The sequence below is a fragment of the Pseudomonas sp. FP1740 genome, from assembly GCF_030687165.1.
Taxonomy (GTDB): Bacteria; Pseudomonadota; Gammaproteobacteria; order Pseudomonadales; family Pseudomonadaceae; genus Aquipseudomonas.
This window is the reverse complement of the sequence record NZ_CP117461.1, coordinates 2,223,435-2,246,939: the sequence shown is the minus strand read 5'-3', so window position 1 is coordinate 2,246,939 and position 23,505 is coordinate 2,223,435. Positions and strand designations below refer to the sequence as shown.

19 protein-coding genes are annotated in these 23,505 nt (G+C 49.4%); all 19 read right to left on the bottom strand.

What is annotated here, in order from left to right; translation table 11 throughout:
• Positions 1-593 precede the first annotated feature (593 nt).
• The 19 genes from PSH69_RS10050 to PSH69_RS09960 all read right to left on the bottom strand — a co-directional run bounded on the left by PSH69_RS10050 (position 594) and on the right by PSH69_RS09960 (position 23,493).
• Positions 594-1,358 (bottom strand): SGNH/GDSL hydrolase family protein, encoded by a 765-nt coding sequence (locus PSH69_RS10050; protein ID WP_305411849.1) that lies wholly within the window; start codon positions 1,356-1,358, stop codon positions 594-596.
• A gap of 1,001 nt (positions 1,359-2,359) precedes the next feature.
• Positions 2,360-3,475, bottom strand: a complete 1,116-nt coding sequence (locus tag PSH69_RS10045) for an acyltransferase (protein ID WP_305411848.1) — start codon at positions 3,473-3,475, stop codon at positions 2,360-2,362.
• A 140-nt stretch (positions 3,476-3,615) separates the two neighbouring features.
• Positions 3,616-3,975, bottom strand: coding sequence for a VanZ family protein (locus PSH69_RS10040; RefSeq protein ID WP_305411845.1), 360 nt, complete (start codon positions 3,973-3,975; stop codon positions 3,616-3,618).
• Positions 3,972-6,062, bottom strand: a complete 2,091-nt coding sequence (locus PSH69_RS10035) for a YjbH domain-containing protein (RefSeq protein ID WP_305411844.1) — start codon at positions 6,060-6,062, stop codon at positions 3,972-3,974. The genes PSH69_RS10040 and PSH69_RS10035 overlap by 4 nt, the downstream gene beginning before the upstream one ends.
• Before the next feature lie 8 nt (positions 6,063-6,070).
• Positions 6,071-6,838, bottom strand: a complete 768-nt coding sequence (locus PSH69_RS10030; protein WP_305411843.1) for a capsule biosynthesis GfcC family protein — start codon at positions 6,836-6,838, stop codon at positions 6,071-6,073.
• Positions 6,835-7,494 (bottom strand): YjbF family lipoprotein, encoded by a 660-nt coding sequence (locus tag PSH69_RS10025; RefSeq protein WP_032834022.1) that lies wholly within the window; start codon positions 7,492-7,494, stop codon positions 6,835-6,837. The genes PSH69_RS10030 and PSH69_RS10025 overlap by 4 nt, the downstream gene beginning before the upstream one ends.
• A 14-nt stretch (positions 7,495-7,508) precedes the next feature.
• Complete coding sequence (locus tag PSH69_RS10020) at positions 7,509-8,621, bottom strand: polysaccharide biosynthesis/export family protein (protein ID WP_177325195.1); 1,113 nt, start codon at positions 8,619-8,621, stop codon at positions 7,509-7,511.
• 86 nt (positions 8,622-8,707) lie between these two features.
• On the bottom strand, positions 8,708-8,998 hold the full coding sequence (locus PSH69_RS10015) for a hypothetical protein (protein WP_305411842.1): 291 nt from the start codon (positions 8,996-8,998) through the stop codon (positions 8,708-8,710).
• Positions 8,999-9,429: 431 nt separating this feature from the next.
• Positions 9,430-9,969, bottom strand: a complete 540-nt coding sequence (gene rfbC / locus PSH69_RS10010; RefSeq protein ID WP_018928272.1) for a dTDP-4-dehydrorhamnose 3,5-epimerase — start codon at positions 9,967-9,969, stop codon at positions 9,430-9,432.
• Complete coding sequence (gene rfbA / locus PSH69_RS10005; protein ID WP_018928273.1) at positions 9,966-10,844, bottom strand: glucose-1-phosphate thymidylyltransferase RfbA; 879 nt, start codon at positions 10,842-10,844, stop codon at positions 9,966-9,968. Before rfbA ends, rfbC begins: the two co-directional genes overlap by 4 nt.
• Before the next feature lie 44 nt (positions 10,845-10,888).
• A complete protein-coding gene (gene rfbB / locus PSH69_RS10000; protein ID WP_305411841.1) occupies positions 10,889-11,956 on the bottom strand; it encodes a dTDP-glucose 4,6-dehydratase in 1,068 nt (355 codons plus the stop codon).
• Positions 11,953-13,074 (bottom strand): DUF1972 domain-containing protein, encoded by a 1,122-nt coding sequence (locus tag PSH69_RS09995; RefSeq protein WP_305411840.1) that lies wholly within the window; start codon positions 13,072-13,074, stop codon positions 11,953-11,955. The genes rfbB and PSH69_RS09995 overlap by 4 nt, the downstream gene beginning before the upstream one ends.
• Positions 13,071-14,252, bottom strand: a complete 1,182-nt coding sequence (locus PSH69_RS09990) for a hypothetical protein (RefSeq protein WP_305411839.1) — start codon at positions 14,250-14,252, stop codon at positions 13,071-13,073. Before PSH69_RS09990 ends, PSH69_RS09995 begins: the two co-directional genes overlap by 4 nt.
• Before the next feature lie 54 nt (positions 14,253-14,306).
• A complete protein-coding gene (locus tag PSH69_RS09985) occupies positions 14,307-15,440 on the bottom strand; it encodes a hypothetical protein (RefSeq protein ID WP_305411838.1) in 1,134 nt (377 codons plus the stop codon).
• Between the two features lie 46 nt (positions 15,441-15,486).
• Positions 15,487-17,379, bottom strand: coding sequence for an acyltransferase family protein (locus tag PSH69_RS09980; protein ID WP_305411837.1), 1,893 nt, complete (start codon positions 17,377-17,379; stop codon positions 15,487-15,489).
• Positions 17,380-17,500: 121 nt separating this feature from the next.
• Complete coding sequence (locus PSH69_RS09975) at positions 17,501-18,820, bottom strand: oligosaccharide flippase family protein (RefSeq protein ID WP_305411836.1); 1,320 nt, start codon at positions 18,818-18,820, stop codon at positions 17,501-17,503.
• A gap of 12 nt (positions 18,821-18,832) precedes the next feature.
• Positions 18,833-19,639 carry a hypothetical protein gene (locus PSH69_RS09970; RefSeq protein WP_305411834.1) on the bottom strand — a complete coding sequence of 269 codons (807 nt, stop codon included), beginning with the start codon at positions 19,637-19,639 and terminating at the stop codon, positions 18,833-18,835.
• 23 nt (positions 19,640-19,662) lie between these two features.
• Positions 19,663-20,985, bottom strand: a complete 1,323-nt coding sequence (locus tag PSH69_RS09965) for a UDP-glucose/GDP-mannose dehydrogenase family protein (RefSeq protein ID WP_018928280.1) — start codon at positions 20,983-20,985, stop codon at positions 19,663-19,665.
• Between the two features lie 282 nt (positions 20,986-21,267).
• Positions 21,268-23,493, bottom strand: coding sequence for a polysaccharide biosynthesis tyrosine autokinase (locus tag PSH69_RS09960; RefSeq protein ID WP_305411833.1), 2,226 nt, complete (start codon positions 23,491-23,493; stop codon positions 21,268-21,270).
• Positions 23,494-23,505 lie beyond the last annotated feature (12 nt).

Here is a 23,505-nt window from a genome sequence, read left to right as displayed (position 1 = left end):
GGAGCTCCAACTTTACGCTGAGCCGTTGACTGATCCTGCCGCCATCGAGGCCCGCTAATCAGTACTTTAATGACCTGATCGCCATGGCCGACCCTGGCGCAGACTCGCCCCCGCTGCGGCCCCAGGTGGAAGACTTACGTTTTGAGGCCCTAACCCATGCCGGCATGTTCAGTACGCAAAACCAATTGCGCGGCTTTATGTGCGACTTGATGGTGGCGGGCACGCTGACGCCTGAGCAGGTCCGGTAATTGAGCCAGCGCTTGAACCAGGGCCTGAGAGCCAATGAATCCGATGTAGATGGAGGTAATTTTAGACAGGTTTTTAGCTCGCAAATCATTCACCTACAAAAACAGATTGCGCTCAAATAAAAGCCCTGAGAAGATCGGAATCACTTTGATATCATCGACCCATCATTGATTGTGTCTATGAACCTATGAACTGGGTGGGCTGCTATCCCTTGTGTCCCAGGGAACACTTAAGACAGCAACAGTCTGAATGCTTTAACTCCAAACTTCTTGATCTATTGTAAGAAAAAAATCGGGGACTTCTCAGGCTCCGACCTCTTAGATTTTGATAGGTCGCCCAAACGCCGATCAATCACGTACTGAAGAAGCGGCCTGCTGATACAGCGAAAATAAACGCTTAGCATATAAACTATGTCCGTAATCATTCGGATGCCAGCGCACCCCATCAGATGAACCGGCACCATGAGCTAGTGGAAGGGCCGCAATATCGGCTACTGAGGAGTAAGGCACATGTTCTTCAGCGGATACTAACGCCATAACTCTATCGACCTCCCTGGACCAACCGCTGTAATGCCCAAGGCCATCTTGACGAGACAAGGACCATGGGCCTACGGCAATGATACTCGGACGGCTATCGAATGAACGAAGAGCAGTAATTAACTTTCTGTAATTTTCTTCTAAATTACCGACTCCACTTCTAATGTCTTCGTGCTCACCTAACTGAATAACTACAAGATTTGGGCGTGTATTAATTGCAGAGTCCAATGCGCGGAGTCGCTCTTCAACTGAGCCACTTCTTCCTGCGTTGTGATAACAAACCGCCGTCGGCTGCTTGCGGGCATCACTAATTTTTTTACTTAAAATACTTACATAATCAGACTGCCTAGAGGACGCGGCCATACCACCTGTATGACTCCATCCTAAATTCTTCTTTGTAGTTTCATCGAAGCCATGCAAAGTAATACTGTCACCGACAAACAATATCCGGTAAGCCTTGACATTTCCGGTATCACATTGCGTCACAGCATCTAGTTGCGACAACGGTGCAGCAGCCAAGAAAGAGCAACCAAGGGCAAGAATACTCCCCATCAACACTCTCATTAGAACTTTCATTTTTCACCCGTTTTCTAAAATCAATCGAATTACTAAAATATTGTTTAACATAGCGATTTTGAGCCTATCCGTAAGTGGACATTCAACAAAACGATACATGAAAGCCCAGACGCAAAGGGTAATAAAGATACTGCCAAGCACCGACGAAACAGAATAGATAATGCCAAGTCTCTTGAACACCTCAGCACCACAGGTGGCAGTTGTGGGATTAGACAAATGAATGGAGTAATACGCCGCCCCCCCAAAAATACCAAACCCCGATGCACTGTAATTTTTAACGCCTTTTCAAAGTTTGAACAGCGATAAACCACCAAAAAATATGCCAGACCATAAGTTATAGTATTGCCACATTCATGGAAGCGCAAAAAAACAAGCAGCCAAGTGAAAGCAGCAGAATGATAACAGTAGCACTTCGCTCAATGAGTACACCTCGCAGCATTAGCCTAGCCGTCACCCCCCCACAAAGAAATTAAGAACCATTGGATAGAAATAAAATACCAAAGCCACACTCCATGTATCCGATTTAAATATTGACGCAACTGCGAAAGCAACTAATACCGATACTGTAAATTTCACCGCACCCACCCGACCCAACAATGCCAGTGTAAAACCGGGCCGACTCCTATTGCGAGAATGACCTCTTCGCATGCAGCGCGCTAAGTAACAATTACGTTGGTTTTTTCAGTTCGAGGCGCGTGTTTCACTAGGGACTAGTAACTCGAACCTGGCGAGTTATTTGCTACATGTCACCATGGTGCCAAGCCAGACCGGAGTGGTCTCGGTTATTTCAGCTCAGGCTTTTAACTGCCAGGGGGAGCAACTAACCACCCCATCTTTCACCTTTAGCATTGACAACGATTACCTAACGGTAACTCCTGTGGTTGCGACCACTGGGGCGTTCATATTCACTATTGCCACGCTGGGTGGTACCAGTATGAAGCCTGACAGGTCATAGCATGAAGCGCCCGCACGGCTTGGATCGCAAGCCGTGCGGGGAGGGTTTAGGCGGGTGTTTTTATGGCGGGAGTAGTGTCGGCTGTAGGTTTTGCGAGGCGCCTTTTAATCAGGGCGTTTAGCCGCGAGGTCGCAGGCGTCTCTATCAAAGCATAGAAAAAGCTGCCGGCCACAATGGCGATCAGAGTGCTGAAGATTACTGAGATCGAGGGAATGATTAGGCCAATACGCTTTAGGATTTCCGGCGCCGCGGGCGATAGCAACGGGTGAAACAGATAGATGGAATAAGAGGCGGCTCCAAGAAAAACAAGTAATTTGGGTACAGTAACGTTAACGGTTTTCTCGATGGACGCGCATCCGTATACCGTAAAAAGCGAGGCGATTCCGTAGAGTATTGTTCCGCCCCACTCGGTGGAGCGTGGTAGGAATAGATAAGCCAGTGACAATACAACTAAGATAACGGCAAGGGACTTAGGCATGTAAATACGCTTCTGGATAAGACGCGCGGCCAGCATTCCCCATAGAAAATTAAGGACAATCGGATCTGCATAGAATTGCATCGCCGGTGACCAGTTTTCTGTTTTAAAGAATGAGGCGACGGTCAATAAACCGAACAGCCCGGCGCACCAGCGTATGGCGCTCAACTTTAGCAGCAGGCAAAGGGTAAACACGGCATAAAAGAACATTTCAAATAGCAGTGTCCAACCGACGCCCAATAGCGGCTTGACTTCGTTGTCAATATTTACGGAAGGAATAAAAAAATATGATTTAAATATATATCCCCAGTCAATTTCGGCGTGTAACACCAAGTGCGCGGCTGAGAGTAACACGAACAGTTTTATGGTGGTGGCAACCCAGTACAGCGGAACGATACGGGCAATTCTGCGGGCGGCGAAGTGCTTCCAGCCATTGGCCGTTCCGTGCAGTTTTTCAGAGGCGAGAATCATGACGAAGCCGCTGATCACAAAGAATAAGGAAACGCCATGGCTTCCGGGTCCGTACCTGAACGCGTCAGAATCTAGTCGCTCTTGCGCATAAAACGCGGAATGGCATAGGACAACGGCTAGCGCTGCGATAAAACGTAGCACCTGGATTAGATCGTATTTTTCTGATCTTTCCGGTGGGTTGTATGTTTCGCGTAGCATAGTTAATAAGTTCTTCATGAGGTCCATTTCCTAAAACTCTGTTGTGATATCGATTTAGCGTCGCAGGCGTATTCGAAGCCAGCCGTTGTCGCCAGTGAACGAACCGGTGTTGCCAACGGTACAACATGCCAGGAGGCTGCTTAGTGCTTAAAGTCTTTTCAGCGCAGCCAGTATCTGGAGGCCAGCAATCCCATCAACACGCCGATACTGTTTGCCAGCATGTCGTAGGGTGAAGCCGTACGCAGCGGCATCAAACCTTGCGCAAGCTCAATGAGTACGCCGGTGAGCAAACACCCCAAAGCTATCCAGACAAACTTCACATTGGGGAAAGCCAGACGGCAACTGCACGCAAACACCAGAAAGCCGATCCAGTGATGGAGCTTGTCCTCTTCGGCGAATAACTCCGGGATCGGCTGAGAGCGCAATCCCGCGAACAGCAGTATCGCCGTCACCATGGCAAAGGCCAGGCACCGGAGCCAAAACGGCAATTCGATCAAGCCTTTGAGCCACGTGATCATTCGGTAATTTTCTCGAAGTTGTTGTAGAACAAGCTGCTGTCACGCCCGTCGGTCATGGTCTGCAATGAGTAGGCACGACTCAGTCGCGCACCACCATCGCGAGTCAGTGGCGCCCAAATGATATTGGCACGACGCATGGTCGAGGTACTCAACAGCTCGTCGAACGGGATGGAAATGTAAATGCCTTTGTCAAAGCTGCCCTCGCCATATTCCGCCTTCGACGCAGTGGTCAGGGTGACCCAGCCGCCAAACTTCACGCCGTTCTTGAACTCCCGCGACAAGTCGACGGTGGTGCCCCAGTCCCGTGCCAGGTAACGCCCGACGCTGACCGCTGCAAGCATGTCATTGGGCAATTCAGTATAGCTGGTGACATGACCCGTTATGGTCTGGTAATCGCGCAGGCCAAAGCCCTGATCAAAATCCCGCTGGCGCACAAAGTTCAGATCGGCGCCCAATGACCAGCGTTTCCCCGTGGGTCGATACAGCACTTCACTGCCGACCCCGGCATACATGGATTCCAGATAGCCGCCATAGACCATGCCGTACAGATCCTGATCCAGCCGCGCCGCGTGGTTGAACTGGAACGTCGGCATCGTCACATCGGAGGTGGTCAGGTATTGACGCAAATCGGTGCGCACTCGCGGCAGCCCGCTCGGTGCGTCGTAGGTGAACTTGTCGTAGTTGTTCAGCAGGTTGGCGCTGAGCAGGCCGCTCCACCAGGTGTTGCGGGTGAAACGGTACTCCGCGTCGGCATCGGCGGTGAACTGATAGAGCAAGCCGTTGGGGCCGCCGATGTTCTGTTTGTAGCCCAGGCCCAAGCCATAGCTGAACGGTTCCAGCGCCTGGGTATAGAGCGTGGTTTCCCGGTGCGCAGTTGCTGGATTGACCTCGGTCGTACGGTGCAGATCCTTCAGCGGCTGATCGTTGTTCACCACCGCGCGGAAGGTTTCCCGCGGCACGCTGGTTTCTTCGATAGACATGTCATAACGCTGATTCACCAAGGTGAACCAGTCGATGTCCTGATTGACGCTGTTATCGAGAATCCGGCTGGCCCGACCGACAGCCTTGGCCGAATAAAAATAGCGAGACTGCTCGCCATACACCATCAACTCCGAGCCGCGCTGGGTGATGCGTTTGACCTTGTAGCCGGCATTTTGCTGCAGCCGGTTGGAGACATCGGCCCAGTTGACTTGATCGAGCGGGGTCGACGGTGTCTGCGCGGGTAGCCGCTCGGCGGGAGGATCATAGGTCTTGGCCGGTGCCTTGCGACTGACAAAGTTGGTGTGCAGGGTGATGCCGAACATCGCCGTATTGCCACGCTCCCAACCGGCGCTCAAGTCGACGCTATCGGCCAACTTGTAGACCACACCGACGTTGATCGGCAGGTCTTGCTTGAGCGGGTTGTCCAGTGGCTCATTCTTGTAATCGTTGCCCTCGTACTCGATCTTCAGGCTCAGTGGTTCCCAGGGCGTTTGATAGGCAATCCCGCCAAACAACGAAGGGTGGCCCCTGAAGTAAGCGTTGGTGTTCACGTCCCCTGCCCTGGCCACAGCCGCCGTGCTCTGCGGCCGGTCGTTGAATTGGCTGCCCAATACCGACAGCGGGTTACTGAAATCCCCACGATTACCCAGATAACCCCAGGCAATGCCGAGGCTGAAATCCAGGTCGCCATAACGCTTGTTGGCGACGAAATACTCGCTGGAAAACAGCCCGGTACCACCGATATCCCGGGCGCCGATAGCGACCTGCGGGGCCCAGTGAGTTTCTTCCCAAAGCCGCGCTTTCAAGTCGATGGCCTTGTCTTTGAAGCTCTGGCCGTCGCTAAAGTCCTCGGGGCCGTAATTACGGTTGGTGATCGCTGTGTAACGAAACGACCCTTCCAGCCAATCAAGCGGCTGCAAGGAAAAACTGTAGCGCGAATAAGGGTCGGTACGACTGGCCGTGACGCTCAACTCCCCCGCCGGGGCCATGCGCGCGGTGGGGGTCTGTAACAGACCAACGCCACCAAAATCACTCTGGGTGTAGCGAGGTTCACCGTGAGCCAATCCGCAGGGCAGGAGCAATGCAGCAGCAAAACGTAACTTCAACGGGCACTTCAAGGGGCCACCTCAGCCAGCGGTTGAGTGGCGAGAAACTCGGCCAATTGTTGATTGAGCTCAGGGGTCGGTGTCTCGAGATCGTCGCTCCTGATCGGCACCAGGATCTTGCTGCCGGGCGCCACAATGATGCCGTCCTCACGATTCCACGCCGCCACGCCCACGCGCCGAACCTGGCCGTCAGGCTGGATCAGCCACAGATAGTCGCCCTCGGCGTCGCCAAGAATGGCGCAGTCACGGGCATAGGCACGCACTTCCTGCAGGGCTCGGTAAGGCACCTGACAAGGCTGCGCGACCGCCCCGAAAACTTCCACGGTGGATGGCCGCTGGGGGTAAATCAGATGGTCGCCATTATCCAGCAGCGCGTTGCGGGCGAACCCCGTTTCCACAGCGATCGGATCGAGCACCGCGACCTGACGTCCGGTGACCGGCAGTTGCGCGACCTGCTCATATAGGCGCGCGCTCAATTCTGCTCGCGTGTTTTTGCCATCGAGCAAGGCCCCCCGTTGCAGCAGTTTCAGATCGAACAAAACACCTGCCTTCAAGCGCGTCTGCTTGTCCACCAATGAACGGTGCAGCCACGCCGCGCCCAGCCAGTAACTTTCGGCATTGGGTTGGGCGTTACGAATGACATCCAGCAAGCGCGCACCGGGCTTGATTTCGAATTGGCCAGGGCTGCGCACATCACCGCTGACCGTGACGGCCGCCTGGCCCACGCCCGGGCCGATTAACAGCAGGCCAAGTAAAAAAAGGTTTGAACACTTCACCGGGCAGCTCCCCGATCACGGCGCACCTGCACGATTTTCAGAAACAGTTGCGGCGTCAGATGCTGCTCGCTGCGCAGGATGAAACCGTCCTGGGGGTCGACCCAGTAGCGGTTGGTGGCGCGGAAATTCAGGGTGGGTGCATCCACCTGCTCGTCGATACGTAGCAAGGCGTAATCCTTGTCCAGAATGCTGATGGTCTCGATACCGTGAGGGCTGAAACGGCTGTTGACCGCGATACCAATGCGGTTGCCGTTATAGATGTCGATCCAGCGCGTGCTGGTATAGCCGTCAGGCAAATGCTGAAGGCCGCGCTTGAAGGGCGACTCTTCATTGAAACGAGTACCATCCAGGGAAGCGCCCAGCCCGACAGTGCGCACTACCAGACCGTCGCGCATCAGCAGCACTTGCTTACCAGAAGCGACCCAGAACTGCAGGTCGCCCCGCCGACGAGCCATAGCCATCACACCCTCACTGGAGGGGGTGGTGACCAGGATCTGCGGATACGGAACGGCGTCGACCTGAGCACGGGTCAAATTGATGGAAGCAGGCCCCGCGACAGATGTTTCAAGGGTGTCCCAGGAGGCCTTCATCAACGGGTTACACCCGCACAACAAGAGCGCCATCGTCAGACTGGCGCAGGTAGGCAAATTTTTCACGGCGGAATTGAGCCTTATCTGCTGTTGGCTTCGCTGAGGTTATTGAGAGAGCTGGCACCGGTCCCCAGGACAGTGGCCGTAGGCAGAAGCTGGCTGATCAGACGGTTCCAGCGCGTCACGCCGGCCGGGCCGACATAGACGATGTCTTGCGGTTGCAAGTCGAAACGGGTGGCCAGTACCAGGGCAGACGGGGATTCGGCGTCGAGCTGGAACACCTTGGCCGGTTCGGTTTCCAGGTGGTCGGCGCCGCGAATCACGTACACCGCATTGCCGTTGGAGGTGGTCTGGTTCAAGCCCCCCACTGTGCCCAGCGCATCGGTCAGGTTGATCGATTTGCCTTTGAAGCTCAGCGCGCGAGGCAGGTTGACCTCGCCCATGACATAGATCCGCTTTTGGTCGTTATAGGGCAGGTACAGCCGGTCGCCGCCCTTGAGGTAAACGGCTTGCAGCTGTGAGTCCTGGCGATTGAGGGTGTCCAGATCGAGCTTGTATTCGCGCCCGTCCCGGGTCAGCGTCAGGCCTGACAGGTCCGCGTTCGAGGGGTCCACACCGGCCGCACCAACGGCCTCCACCACGCTCAGCGGTGTGGTAGTGATCGGCTGTTGGCCAGCTTTGAGCACCGCACCGGAAATCACCACGGTCTGGCTGGCGAAGCGCAATACGCTGACGTCAACCTGGGGGCTTTCGACAAATTGCGACAAGCGCTCGGCAATAAAGGCTCGCAACTCTTCGATGGTTTTACCGGCGGCAGGGATATTACCAATGTAGGGATAAAACAACGTGCCATCCGGACGAACCAGACGCCCGTTGGCATCGATTTGCTGTTGCGGACCCGAAGGCGCCGTCAACTCGGGGTGATCCCAGACCGTGATGAATAACAGGTCGTTGGCACCCACGCGATAACCGCCTGGAACATAGGACAACAACGCTGGGGGAACGGATTCGCGAACTTGCGTGGCCGCATCCATGGCAATCAATTTAGGCGTGATGGGAATAAGCTCCACCCGGCTACTTTCCGGAGAGCCGTCACTGACCATTTGACTGGTGTCCATATGTTGACCAGGCGAAAACATACAGCCGTGCAAGCTGATACTTGCCAGCATAACAACAGATAATCTACGGATCATAAGGGCACTACGCTAGTCGAGGGCAAATCTAAAACAAGATCACCCAGAAAGTTCTGAGTGATCTTGAACAACATACTTCGCGAGGTTTAGTTGGTACCCGTCGTACCACTAGTACCGGTTGTGCCACCCGTTCCAGAGGTACCGCCATTGGAACTGCCTCCAGAGTTTGAAGCGGCCGCCGCAGCGCCGACAATGGCCGCGCCGATCACCACGGTTTCGGCGACCGTCACGTCCCCGACCAGCGGGGTATTCAAGGACAATGGCTCGCTCACTTCTTCGCTAGCCGTTTCGCCCGTCGTTTTGCTCGGCGGTGCATCCGCCGCCAACGCTGCGGTGCTCATGACAGCCAGCAAGCCGGCCGTAAGTAGTTTCTTCATATCAGACTCCTTCTCGACATCAACTCTGCATAAGATTTGATACTAAGGGACCGGGAATGGAACAGCAGGTGAATGAACTGACACCCGTCAATTTAACGAGACAGTTCATGCACATTGCCTCCTTTGGAGAATGTCATTTATAGGGAGTGCATGCCATACGCCAAACCTCGTCCCGTCATGGACAAAAGCGCTTGCACCGGGCAGGACCTTTTGACGAAAAAAGGTGATTTTCCAAGATGTTTGCTGCATGACAAGGCATTTTCGGCACAAAGTTCCGAGTAAAAATCACCCACCCCTCGCGCCTATTGTTATTATTAGTCAGGATTTTCCCAGCATCTTGTCCCGCAAGGTTCTATTGTGACTGAACATGCAAGGCTAAATAACATCAGGTCATAAATAGTTAATGTTAACTATAGACCATTATTAACCCGTCATTCCCCGTTCAACACCGCGCGCAAGCGTGGGTTGCGCAAGTCTTTTTCCGAGAGTTGAGGCGATTCAATGGGCCAGGTAATGCCCAGGTCCGGGTCATTCCAGAGCAGCCCACCCTCATCCTCGGGGAAATACAGATCGGTACATTTGTATTGAAAATCAGCGGTATCGCTGAGTACGCAAAAGCCGTGGGCATAACCCGGCGGCACCCATAGCTGCAGATGGTTGTCGGCGGTCAACTTGACCCCTACATGTTCACCGCAAGTGGCCGATTCGGGATTGATGTCCACCACCACGTCGTACACCGCACCTTGGGTAACGCGCACCAACTTGCCCTGGGGCCGGGTCCGCTGGAAGTGCAAACCACGCAGTACGCCATACTGCGAGCGTGAGTGATTGTCCTGGACGAAAGGCAACTCGATGCCGGCGTCGCGATAACGCTGTTCGTGATAACTCTCGAGAAAGAACCCACGGGCATCGCCAAACACCTTGGGCTCGATAATCAGTACACCGGGCAACCGGGTGTTGATGACATTCATTTCGAAGGCTCCATCGTCAGTACGCGCGCCAGGTATTGTCCGTACCCGGTTTTGTGTAACGCGGTGGCTTGTTTATCCAGTTCCGCAGCCGACAACCAACCCTGGTGATAGGCCACTTCTTCAAGGCAAGCCACTTTCAAGCCCTGTCGCGCTTCGATGGTCTGGACGAAATGCCCGGCCTCCATCAACGAATCATGGGTGCCGGTGTCCAGCCAGGCAAAACCACGCCCCAGCACGCTGACGTGCAGATCCCCGCGCTGTAGATAAGCGTTGTTCACGTCGGTGATTTCAAGCTCGCCGCGTACCGAAGGTTTGACTTGCTTGGCGATGCTCACCACGTCTTTGTCGTAGAAATACAAACCGGTGACAGCATGGTCGGACTTCGGATGTTTAGGCTTCTCTTCGATCGAGATCGCCTTGCCGCTCTCGTCGAACTCGACAACGCCAAAACGCTCCGGGTCGCTGACCCGATAACCAAAGACCGTGGCACCGGTTTGTCGTTGAGACGCTTCGCGCAACAACGCACTGAAGCCATAACCGTAGAAGATGTTGTCGCCCAGGATCAGCGCCACATTGCTGTCGCCGATGAACTCCTCGCCGATCAGAAAGGCTTGCGCCAAGCCATCAGGAGAAGGCTGTTCGGCATAGCTGAGTTCAATGCCGAAAGAAGAACCGTCACCCAGCAAGTTCTGGAAGTTGGGCAAGTCCTGCGGCGTTGAAATAATCAATACCTCGCGAATCCCCGCCAGCATTAATACCGACAGCGGATAATAAATCATCGGCTTGTCGTAGACCGGCAGCAGCTGTTTGGACACACCACGGGTAATGGGATGCAAGCGGGTGCCGGAGCCTCCCGCCAGAATGATACCTTTCATAGGGGATTCCCTTCGAAGTTAAATAGAGGCAGGTTTTGAATGTTTCAGCCAACGTGGCCAAGACGCTCGGACCGGTATTGGCCGTTGAGTATCCGTTGCCACCAATCTTGATTATCCAGATACCACTGAACCGTTTTGCGTATACCGCTTTCAAAGGTTTCCTGTGGTCGCCAACCAAGTTCACGCTCAATCTTGCCTGCATCGATGGCGTAACGACGATCATGCCCAGGGCGGTCGGTGACGAAGGTGATCAACTCCTTGTAAGAGCCCTGCCCTTCATCGCGGGGGCGCAACTCATCGAGCAGCTCACAGATGGTTTCCACCACTTGCAGGTTGCGCTTCTCGTTGTGCCCGCCGATGTTGTAGGTTTCGCCCACGATACCGCGCGACACCACTTCGACCAGCGCTCGAGCATGGTCTTCAACAAACAGCCAGTCGCGGATCTGCGAGCCGTCGCCATACACCGGCAACGGCTTGCCGTGGATGGCATTGAGAATCACATGAGGGATCAACTTCTCGGGGAAGTGGAAGGGCCCGTAGTTGTTCGAGCAGTTGGTGACCAGCACCGGCAGGCCATACGTGCGGTGCCAGGCGCGCACCAGATGGTCGGAGCCGGCCTTGGACGCCGAGTACGGCGAGCTCGGCTCGTAGGGCGTAGTCTCGGTGAACAGATCGTCGGTGCCTTCCAGGTCGCCATAAACTTCATCGGTGGAGATATGGTGGAAGCGAAAGCCCGGTTTCTGCTCCGCAGCCAGCCCTGACCAGTAGCGGCGGCTGGCCTCCAGCATGCTGTAGGTGCCGACGATGTTGGTCTGGATGAAATCCGATGGGCTGTCGATGGAACGGTCCACATGGGACTCGGCCGCCAGGTGCATTACCGCATCGGGCTGGAAACGCGCGAACAGCTCGTGCAGCGCCGCCGTGTCGCAGATATCCACCTGCTGGAATTCATACCGGGGGCTACCCGCCACCGACGCCAGGGACTCGGTATTGCCGGCGTAGGTGAGCTTGTCGATATTGAGCACGCTCACATCGGTGTTGTCGATCAGATGGCGAACGACGGCGGAGCCGATAAAACCAGCGCCGCCGGTGACGATAATACGTTGGGTCACTTGCTGTACTCCTTGGGGTACCACTGGATCAGTAGTTTTTCGTACTGGGAAAGAATGTTTTCCCAAGTGAACTTTTCGTTGAAGCGGCGTGTGCTTTCAGCCTTCATCGCCGCGATCAAATGGTTGTGGTCGTCGCGCAGGTACTTCTCGAACAACTTGGCGCAGTCGTGCTCGTCATCGAAGTACACCGCCGCATCACCGGCGACCCAACGGTTGAAATGGTTGTTATGGGCAATCACCGAGCAGCCGGCGCCCAATGCCTCCACCAGCGAAGGGTTGGTGCCCCCGACTTGATGGCCGTGGATGTAAAAGCGGCTGAAAAACCGCAGCGCCCGAACCACCGCCGACTCATAGATGGCGCCGGGGAAGATCACTTCCTCGCCGGCCGCGTCCATCACCCGCTTGTGGTACTCGTTCTTCTCTGGGGTGAAGTTGCCCAGCACCACCAACTTATGGTTACGGCGCTTGCTGCTGAAAGCCTTGACGACCTGCAGAAAGGAGTTCTCCGGCTCCGGCCGGGCAATAACTACCGAGAAACTATGGGGCTCCAGGCCATAACTGGCCAGGGCGGCCGGGTCTGCTTCGTTCACCCGGTCCCCGCCATAGGGGATCATGGTGATCTTCGAATCCTTGACCCGGGTGGCCAGGTGATCCTTGATTTTCGGGTGGTCGGCCACCAGGTGGTTGCCAATCCAGCAACCTGCTCGCTCGTTCAACCAGAACCAGGTCTTCGCCACCAACCCCCACTTCTCCCGTCGCCATTCAATGCCATCCATATTGATGACATTGGTCTGGCCCTTGACCCGCTGCAGAATATTGAACGCCGCCGTGTTATAGCCGAGAGTCAGAAACAATCCCTTCTGGCCCAGCGCATGGACGGTAGCCTTCCAGTCGAAAAACACCGTGCCCGCCACGCCGGTGTTGGCGATCGGGATATGAATGCGATGAACCCCCTTCCATTCACTGGTCGATATACCGCCGGAACCGTCTTCCTGGCAGTAGACAGTGACTTTCCAGCCCTGCTTGACCAAGTAGAGGGAGAGCTTTTCGGCGAAGGTTTCAAAACCGCCGTGTTTGGCGGGGATGCCACGAATGCCGAGGATGTATAGTTTTTTCATGAGTTAATTGATTCTTTTTTATGGATAAAATAAAAGAAACTTAAAGCGAATAAGAATGGCAAGTCAGTGACGATTAGTGTAAATGTAGAAAAGCAAACTATGCAGCAAAAGTAAGCCGCTCGATAAAAGTTATCCCTGATATTTTCAATTGTAAACACCATGAAAAAATAGGTAATTAGAAAGAGTCCAATGAAGCCGCAATCTAAATAAAATGCATAAATAAGGCTAAAGCCCGAATAATAATCCCAACTTTTACTTAATGGATTATAATAACTTAAAAGCCCTTTACCTATCCAATAAAAATCGGAGTAAATGGCTTCACCAACTGGCGCAAGACGGCTAGCCGAATCGGATTTATACCTTGAGTAATAAGCATCCTGAAACACACCCAACAATTCATTGAGCGCATCAACGATCATAGGCATCAGCAGCGCAAGAGCAATCATTAATAATATAAATACTAATAGTCGTTTCCCTATAGCAAACCTACCCTGAAGAAATCCCGAGTAGAACAATACGGAGGGAATTATCACGATAGTCAACCCCTGGATTGCCTTGGAATTTGTAAGGAATATAATTGCGATCGAGATAAAAGCTGATAAAAACTTTAATCTAGCGGACACCCCTAATGAAAATGCGGTTAACACAACCAACAAAGCAAACATTGCTAGCGAAGCGTCCGACTTTATAAAGAAAGTGCCCGATACTGCATCAATGGCAAACATAGGTACTTTTGAGAAACTCGCAATTTGTTCACCCGCGACTACTTGGACAATGGCAAACAGCATCTGAACCAGCAAAAAATAATTGCAGTATGTAATTATCGCTTTAGGCGAAAGCGTAATTTTTTGAGAGAGCATTTTCCCCGCCCTAAACACCAAGACAGGACAAAGCAAGTAATAACAATATACAAGCAAGTAAGAAACTGGACTTTTATAAAAAATAGATATAAAAGCAACGTACATAAATAGCACTATCATCGCCATAGCGCTTCTACCAAGATGTACTTTTTTTCTGAACGTAAAGCATACAACGAGCAATGAGATTGCCAGATAGTTAGTTTCAGTTGGCGTCAAAAGCCCAGTTATTTGCAAAGGCGCGCCTAAAATAAAACACAACAGCATAAAAAAATATAATGCTGAAAACCTCACCTTACTGAAGGCTTGAGACGTATACATCCGTATATCCCTTTCAAATTAAATTTCAATTAGCATCCAACATGAAAGAAATCCCTATACAGAGGTCGCCTTGGAACTCAAATCAAAGCCAACTAACAACTCTTTCAAAAACGATTTCAAACGAACTTTAACATGCCAACTCTCTTCGATGCTTTCGGATATCTTGAAATTACCCGACAGACAAGCAAGGGCTCTAACCTTTTCGGAAGTCATCTCCGAATGATTATAATTAAAAATAAACTCACTTTGGATTTCATAGTCTATTGACGTCACACAAGGCAAGTTGTGCTTGAAATATTCATACAGCTTTAACGGTGATTCATCGTGAGATCTTTCCTTTAAATATGGAAGCAAACCTATTTTAAAAGTTCTGGCTATCACCCCAATGTCGTTATATTGAAACTTACCAAAATAATGAACATTCCTCATAGCTCTAATGCTGGCTAGAACTTTCTTATCAAGACAAAGACCGTATAGGGCTACCGAGTAGTTTTCCGATAGTTTTTTTATGAAAGATAAATCTAATTTATCTGTAATGAACCCAATAAACCCAAAATCATAAGTGTTCGGATGGGCGGCGAGTTTATTCATATTAGCATCGTTAAAAAAAATGCCATTTGGCAAAACTGTTTTTTTAGTCTTGAAAGATGTTAGCGCCTCGCTTGTCACCCCGGTGACAGCGTTAGAAAATTTATCTACCCAAGCGTACTTATTTCGCACCAACTCCCGCTGAGACGGTGTATAACGATTGTGCTTTGTAAAATTATCTATCAAATCATACCAATATAGTACGTTACTGCTCTTTAGCAATGGAAATATAGCAAAAGGAGAAAAATCTAAAACCACCACCGCCTTATGGCTTTTATTATACTTTGAAAGCAATGTCTTTATTGTTTTAGCAAAACAGATTTTCGCCCACGCTCTGCCACGCAATGGACCAAACAGATCGAAGGATGTAGCATCAACAAAATTCACGCCAGGAATGATAGACAGATTACTATTCAACTTACCAAGAACACGCTCATATACACTAACCGGCCTATTAACAACAGTTATAGTATCAAAAAAATCAAGCTCAGATATGGTTTTTATAAACTGCAAGTCTCTAACCGCAGGCCCATATTCACTTAAGAAATACTGATCCCTATATGGGATAACTATAAGATCAGGTTTATCTTTAGCATCCATTTTATATATTCCAAGTGAAGTTAAACAAAACCCATACTGGTAGCTCTCAGTTTAAATGGATCTTCCCGGTCGCCCGAATCATAGAGGCAACGTAAACTGAGCCGTTTTTTGTATAATGGCCATAGTCGAATTGAATTGGATCTTCACTCGCAGGAGCTGCTGTAGTGCATACACTGCCTTTATCTGGGCATAGCAAACTATAGACCGAAATATAAATCGCACTAGAGTCTTTCAACTGCTCACTCATAGAGCGATCCAATGACCGTTGAGATGTTATTGTATTCTTCTGAACAACTGACGTGTAATTATCACCTTGCACTTGAGCTAGAATTTTAGGCAACTTATTTTTATACTCTACAGTTGGCCCTATAACGTAGACTTGTTTTGTGTACTTGGACACTTCTTCTATAGTATTTTTTAGTTTGGTTATATCATTTTCATGCCAGCGAGCTGAAAGTATTACAGCGTCCGGTCTAGAAGATTTTGTATAGTTTCGAATAACATCAGTGATCAATTCGATGCAGTCTGCGTCACCATCCCCTCCTAGTATTGGGCGGCATCCCGAAGCAGTTGCTTGCTGGATATTTACTTCAGGGTTAATTGTTGACAACCCATACCAGAGATGTGCCGCATGGCTATCACCAATTAGGAGGAAGTTTTCTTTTTTTGTGTCGTGGCTTAAGCACTCCGAACGATTAAATAGTTCCGCTTCTCTATAAGCTGACGAAAGAAAACATTTTCCTGTTCTCATATACTCGGAGGGATCGGACTCCATAAATGAAAATAGCCATTGCTGATGCTTGGAAAACCGTTCTACGACTCCGTGAGTTGCAAGCATTACTATTCCAACGGATAAAAATAGAGACATCGCAACCAAGGAACTTTTGAATACTTCTACCGAACGAAATTTATTTCTTCTAAACGGCTGCTCTACAAAGCGCCATGATACAAACGCCAATAGAATTGAAAGTATTACTACAGATATCTTCCCTGTGACATCGAACTCAAACAAGTTTCTGTAGAAAACTATTACCGGCCAATGCCATAAATACAATGAATATGAGACTAAGCCTATCCATACTATTGGCTTTAATGAAAGAAATCGGTAGACGAATGTATCTTTGTGACTTCCAGAGTAAATTATAAGTGCGCCCCCTAGACAGGGCAGTAATGCAGACACACCAGGAAAACTTGTAGCCTTATTGTATACAAACAAACCAATCAATATACATAGCGCCCCAATCCCGGCTAGTACATGCCGTAGAATGACGGTTCTTGCGGATGGTACTGCATTCAACGCAAGTATCGCACCGACTGCTAGCTCCCAGGCCCTAGAGAAAGGAAGGTAAAAGGCGAGGCTCTTGTCCAGCTCCATCAGATACAGACAGCTAACAAACGAAATCAAAGCCAGTACAATAGTAAAGCTCAATACTCTAGAAGCGAACCAACGATGGCAAGCGTAGAACATCAATGGAAAAAATAGATAAAATTGTTCCTCTACAGCAAGAGACCACGTATGTAATAGCGGCCATGACGCTGCTGGTACGACGAAATAGTTTTCTTGACCCAGGAAAAAAAAATTTGACACGAAGGATATAGTTGCAATAAGGCTTTTGCTATAACCCACAAGCTGAGAAGGCAAAAAGATAAAATATGCGGCTACAGTGGTAGATGCCAAAACAGCAAATAATGCGGGGAAAATTCGTAAAGCTCTTCGCTCATAAAATTTCGCAATCGAAAAACTATTACTCGTTACTTCCTTGTGAAGTATTTTCGTAATTAAGTACCCTGAAATAACAAAAAAAATGTCTACACCAATATAGCCACCTTTTATTAAAGGAAACCCAGCATGATATAAAAGCACGGAAATAACAGCGACAGCCCTTAGTCCGTCTATATCTGGCCTGTAGTTTATGATGCTATTTTGTCCAGCCGCCATATTCAATGTACCCTTGATAAAAACATAACACCAGGCATGTACAGCCCCCCTAGATGTATAGATATAGCTTGAGAAAAATGGAATACCAATACATCTCAACCACTAAGCGTATTTCGATATTTTAATACTTTAGAATCATCGCACTTGCAGTCATCGCCGCAGTTATCAAACCAGCGGGTAACATTCTAGACAAGAACCTTAATGGGCTTTTTTTGAAAACCACAATATACAAAACACAATATGCCAATATAAAATTTATGTGAAAGGTTATAACAATTGACCAGGACAATACCGTTAGATCTCTTTGAAGTATTCCCCAAACAATACCGCCAGCAGTTATGATGGATGAGAAAACTCCGCAAACGAATAAGAGATCTGTTCGATTTAATGCTTGAAAAAAACTCCCACTCGTAGAAAGCACGACCTGGACTGGTATCGCTAACGCAAGAATTTTTATTAACGGTACGACTTCACTCCAGCTAGACCCTAGTAGGACTAGGACCATCTGATCGGAAAATAAAAATATAATCAGTGCTACTACTGCGCCTGCAATTGAAAGTTTGAAGGTGAAATCCCTATGTATCACCTCCACCATTTCCAAATCATTCGCATACTTGCGGATCACTGGTTGAATTGCTGGTGTCATTGCAAAGGTTAACAACATTAAAGGATATCGCATAATTTGATACGCCTTATCATAGACACCTAAATATGCTGCCCCCATGTACCTTGCCACTAATATGTTATCGAGATTCCTTGTAAAATAGTTAACCAAGTTAAAGCTGAATTGATACGCAGAGAATGAAAACAAGGGTTTTATAGCCGAAAACTTCGTTCCAAAAATGGGCCTACCAAACTCCGTTTTACTAGAAAACAAATAAGCCAATAAGAAACCAGTGGCTGATAAAACTAATGGTTTCGAGGCCAAAGCATGCAACGGATCAGTCACCTTGCTTATTACTATAGTTGTGCCGGTTGAAACTATTTCAGAAGCCAAACCTATTACAGAGATATTAAAAAATAATTGCTCCCTCAACAGAAATGCCATTGGGACAATGGAGCAAGTGAAAAAAAATAGCCCCATACTGGTGTATGGTATTATTTGCTCCAGCGCTTCTATTTTGTAAAAGTCAACAATTACAGGCGTTGCCAAATAGAACAAAAGCCCTACACAAAGACCAATAATAACTGTTAAGCCGAATATTCCATTTCGATCTGTTTTTTCAAGGGTGTCGATATTTATTATCGACGGCCCTAAACCAGCTTCTGAAAGCATTTGAAAAAATGTCGAAAAAACCGCAACGGATGCAATAATGCCAAATTGCTCGGGAGTGAAGACACGAGCCAATAACATCATTGATCCCAAATTCGCGGCGTAAACGGAATACCGGCCTAGCATACTTTTGCTAATAGCTTTATAAAGTTGGCTTTGGGCTTTCAAGATGCTCACTCTTTAAACGATGAGTTTTCTATTTATCTTCATGAGCTTTATTTTACTCGATGATAATTCGAGTACACCTTTTATTCCGCCCATCCCACGAAATGACGAAAATATTTCTTTTTTAAACGTACCATCCAACCTTACTCTACTGGCTCGAACATTCAACGGCAGAGGCAAAATCTTGTGTGATGTAATAACAAACTTTACCAGTTCTTCAGCGTGTAATGGCTTTTTAGCTGACTCGCAGAAATTCACCATCTCACAAATCCGCTTACCATATACTTTATAAGAGTCAGCTCCGCATACTGCGAACCTATCGTTGTACCCCCCCCACCATTGCCAAGCTGGTATGAATACAGAGGTTTTATCATTTAGTAGCATCGAAAAAATTTCTTTCGGCAACGGGTCATGATAAAAAAGATCTGGTCTTAAAAAAATTGTAACGTCAGGTTTGTAATCTTCAATTAACAACGTCACTTGATGCAGTGAATTCAGCTGATGTATCAAATTACTAAGGGAGTTAAAGTCATCCTTCCAAACATCACCAAAAGATTTAACCCCTTCAAAATCCCACTTTTCTAAACATTCACCAGGCTTTTCCAACCCCCCATTGAAACTTAAGAAAGGATGATATTCTTGCGGAGAAAGAGCACCATTTTCCCCTGATCGTTTATTTACAACTTTCGATTGCTCATACAGATGATAAAAGAACTCTACCTCTGCATTCTCAGGAAGACTGTTTAGAATGTTCTCCTGGATTGACGGAAAGCAAATTGTTGTTGATCTTGGTATTCCATAGAATGCTAAAGCTATTTTCATATTTCACCCTCGAAAAACAACTCCTATCGGCCGATTGAGTAATAGGTCACACCTTTCTTAACCATCCGTTTTACATCAAATAGATTTCGCCCATCAAAAACTATCAGCTCTTTTAGTTCCTTCTCAACCATGTCAATATCGAGAGTTTTAAACACCGGCCACTCAGTAACAATAACAAGCGCATCAGCGCCTCTTAGCGCGGCCTCCTTCGTCCCACATAACCTGAGATCGTCACGATATCCGTAGATACGTTGCGTTTCTTCCATAGCCTCAGGGTCATAAGCCTGGACTTTAGCGCCATACTTCCATAGCTCTTCCATCAGAGTCCTACTTGGCGCTTCCCGCATATCGTCTGTATTTGGTTTAAAACTAAGCCCCCATAGGGCAAAAGTTTTATCTTTAAGATCCCCGGCATAATGCTTATATATTTTCTTGAACAAAACACTCTTTTGTTCTTTATTGCGCTCTTCAACCGATTTAAGTAGCTTTGCATCAAAATCAATGATTTCGGCAGTGCGTATTAACGCTTGCACATCTTTAGGGAAACAGGATCCACCGTACCCAACTCCAGGATAGATAAAATGATATCCAATTCGTGGGTCGGAGCCTATTCCCTGTCGAACCATCTCGATGTCAGCTCCCAATATCTCTGCAAGATTAGCCATTTCATTCATGAAACTGATTTTTGTAGCTAGCATGCAGTTTGCTGCATATTTTGTTAATTCTGCACTCTTAACATCCATTACAATCATCTTTTCATGATTACGGTTGAAAGGTGCGTAGAGATCTCGCATTACCTCCTCCGCACGCTCACTGTCGGTACCTATAACAATACGATCAGGACGCAGACAGTCCGCAACAGCAGAGCCTTCTTTTAGGAATTCTGGATTTGACACGACGTCAAAAATAAGGTCCCCGCGATTTCTCTGGGCCAGCACTTCATCTACACAGGCTTTTACTTTATCCGCGGTACCTACGGGCACAGTGGACTTATTTACAATTATCTGATTTTTTTCCATATTTCTCGCGATGGTTTCTGCCACAGCAAGAACATACTTCAGGTCGGCGGAGCCATCTTCATCAGGAGGAGTACCAACGGCAATAAACTGAACATCGCCATGTAGTACGCCCACCGAGACATCAGTAGAAAAATTCAGGCGGCCTGCCGAATAATTTTCTTTTACTAAAGCTTCCAGCCCTGGTTCGTAAATTGGGATATGGCCTTGCGTCAAACGCTCAACTTTATTTACGTCGACATCAATACAAACGACATCATGTCCTACTTGTGCGAGGACTGCTCCCTGGACAAGACCAACATAACCGGTTCCAAATATCGTGACTTTCATAGCACCCTCTTTGACTTTAAATACTAAATTCTAACCGAAAAAACTTGCCCATCGCTTTATCGCAGTTACTGGGAGAAGTAATGATCAAGTTTAATATTGAACTGGCACGCTACCGCCCCAGGATTTTTCGTCATCTTCCTCAGGACGTGGTGCTTTCATGAACTATCGGTTTGATCATGCCTATTGGCTAATGATCCGGCGCAGCAATAAACGACAAAAACTCAAGAACAACAGCAATACCGTAAAAAATCTGAACGGATGACGCGACCTGTTCAATACCCTTTAGTTTTTGTCGGAGGCGTAGGCATAGTGGTAATAACCATAATCACTGTAGCCATACTTGTTGGAAGCCTTTCTCTCCACGCCATTGAAAATCGCACCTTTAATGACAACGCCGTTCTGGGTGAACCGGCGCACTGTCAACTCGATTTCTTTCGCCGGGTTCAGGCCATAGCGCGTCACGATCAGATTGGTTCCGGACAGACGCCCGACAATCGCCGCATCTGTCACAGCCAGTAGTGGCGGCGTATCGAGAATCACTAGATCGTAAAGCTCACTCACCTGCTCCAATAGCGCACTGAAATTGGCGTGCATCAGTAGCTCGGAAGGATTGGGCGGGATTTGGCCTCGACTGACAAAATCGAAGTTGTCGATTGCGGTCTTGTGGATAGCCGTGGCCACATCGCAGCGCCGGGCCAGGATATCGGAGAGCCCATTGTCTGAAGTAGTACCCAACACTTTGTGCAGATACCCCTTGCGCATGTCGACGTCGATCAACAATACCCGCAGACCGGTTTGTGCTATCACCACCGCGAGGTTGACCGACACGAACGTTTTCCCCACCTGAGGACTGGGCCCGGAAATCATCAAGCGGTTATTGTCGGCCTCATGCATGGCGAAGTGCAAACTGGTACGCAAACTGCGTAATGCCTCGATTGCCAGATCGGTAGGATGAGTGACAGCCAGCAATGAAGTCCCATTGGAACGCCCACGTCCGCGGGAGACTTTATCTTCTTCGGTTTTCTGCAGAATGCTGTAGGGAATCGACGCATAGACCGGCAACCCAAGTTGCTCGATGGCTTCCGGGCTTTCCAATCCCCGGCTCAGCGCCTTGCGTATCAGCACCAAGGCCACCGCGAGGAAGCCGCCAAGAAGTGTGGCGATCAGTACAATCAAAGCTTTTTTCGGTTTGACCGGCTGGAACAAATTGACGTCCGCAGTGTCGATCAGACGCACGTTACCGACCGTCCCCGCTCGCATCACATCCAGCTCCTGAGATTTGTTCAGCAGTTGGGTATAAATGGCCGTACCGACTTCTACATCCCGGGTAAGGTTCAGCAATTCTTGCTGGGTGGAAGGAAGGCCCTCCACCTTGCTCGCCAAACTTTTCTGCTTGCTGCTCAACTCACCGATCTGGGTCAATAATGCGCGATAGGCGGGATGTTGCCGGGTGAACTTGCGGTCCATTTCGGCTTGTTGCAGCTTCAACTCGGAGATGCTGGTATCGAGCCCGACAATCTGATCGAGAATGGCTTTGGTTTCGAGCGTGATATCCACGGACTTGCTGCGGGTCTGGTATTCATTCAAGGCATTCCCGGCTTTCTCCAAGTCCTTCTTGACTACCGGAAGTTGCTCTTTGAGAAACGCCAGGCTCTGCGCTGCCTCAGCGGAAGTGCGCTCTACGTTTTGCCGAACATAAATAGCGGCGATTTCATTGAGTGTTTTAATGGCCTGATGCGGATCTGTGCTTTCCAGCGCCAACCCGATAATTCCCGACTCTTTTCCTCGTTCGGATACACCCAAATCCTCTTGGTAGTCGAGGATGCTGGTCAGGCGAGAATTGCGGATGATTTTGAAACGGGTCCCAGGTTTGGCATGCAGTTCCTCTATCTGGACCGCAACGCCATTTTGTTCGAACAGTTGTCCCGTCTGGCTGACTGCCAATAGGTTGTCATCTTCGTCCACCAGGGTGTAATGCCCATTCTCACCCGTGGTCAGGGTCAACTTCTTGCCCAGTTGCGAGTCGGGAAGATCCAGTTTGAATATTTTCAGCGACTCCCCTCCCCAGGCGTAACTGTTCAATCCCAACAAAGGGTCGGCTATTTCACCGGGATTTTTATTCTGGAACCGACGCGCCAGGAACTCACCGACAACCGGGAAATACATCGGTTGTATGACGATATCAAGTTTCAGGTTATCGACCGCCTTGCCAATCACCGAACGAGACTTGATCAACTCCATCTCGGTCGCCGAAGGCGACTCTTTTCCCAACATGCTGCTGACATCGGAGAAGCCCAACAAATCGTTCTTCTTCGCTTCGACCTGCAACAATGCATTCGCCTGGTATACCGGCGTCGCCAGCACCGCGACCGCTACACCAGTCACCATAAAGGCACCGGTAACCGCGGCAATCAGCCATTTATGGTCGATAAGTGTCCCAAACAGGCCGAGAAGATCAATCTCGTCATTGTCGTCGTCCCGCACGTTGACTACCGGTGCTTGCTGCATAAGTCGGATTCT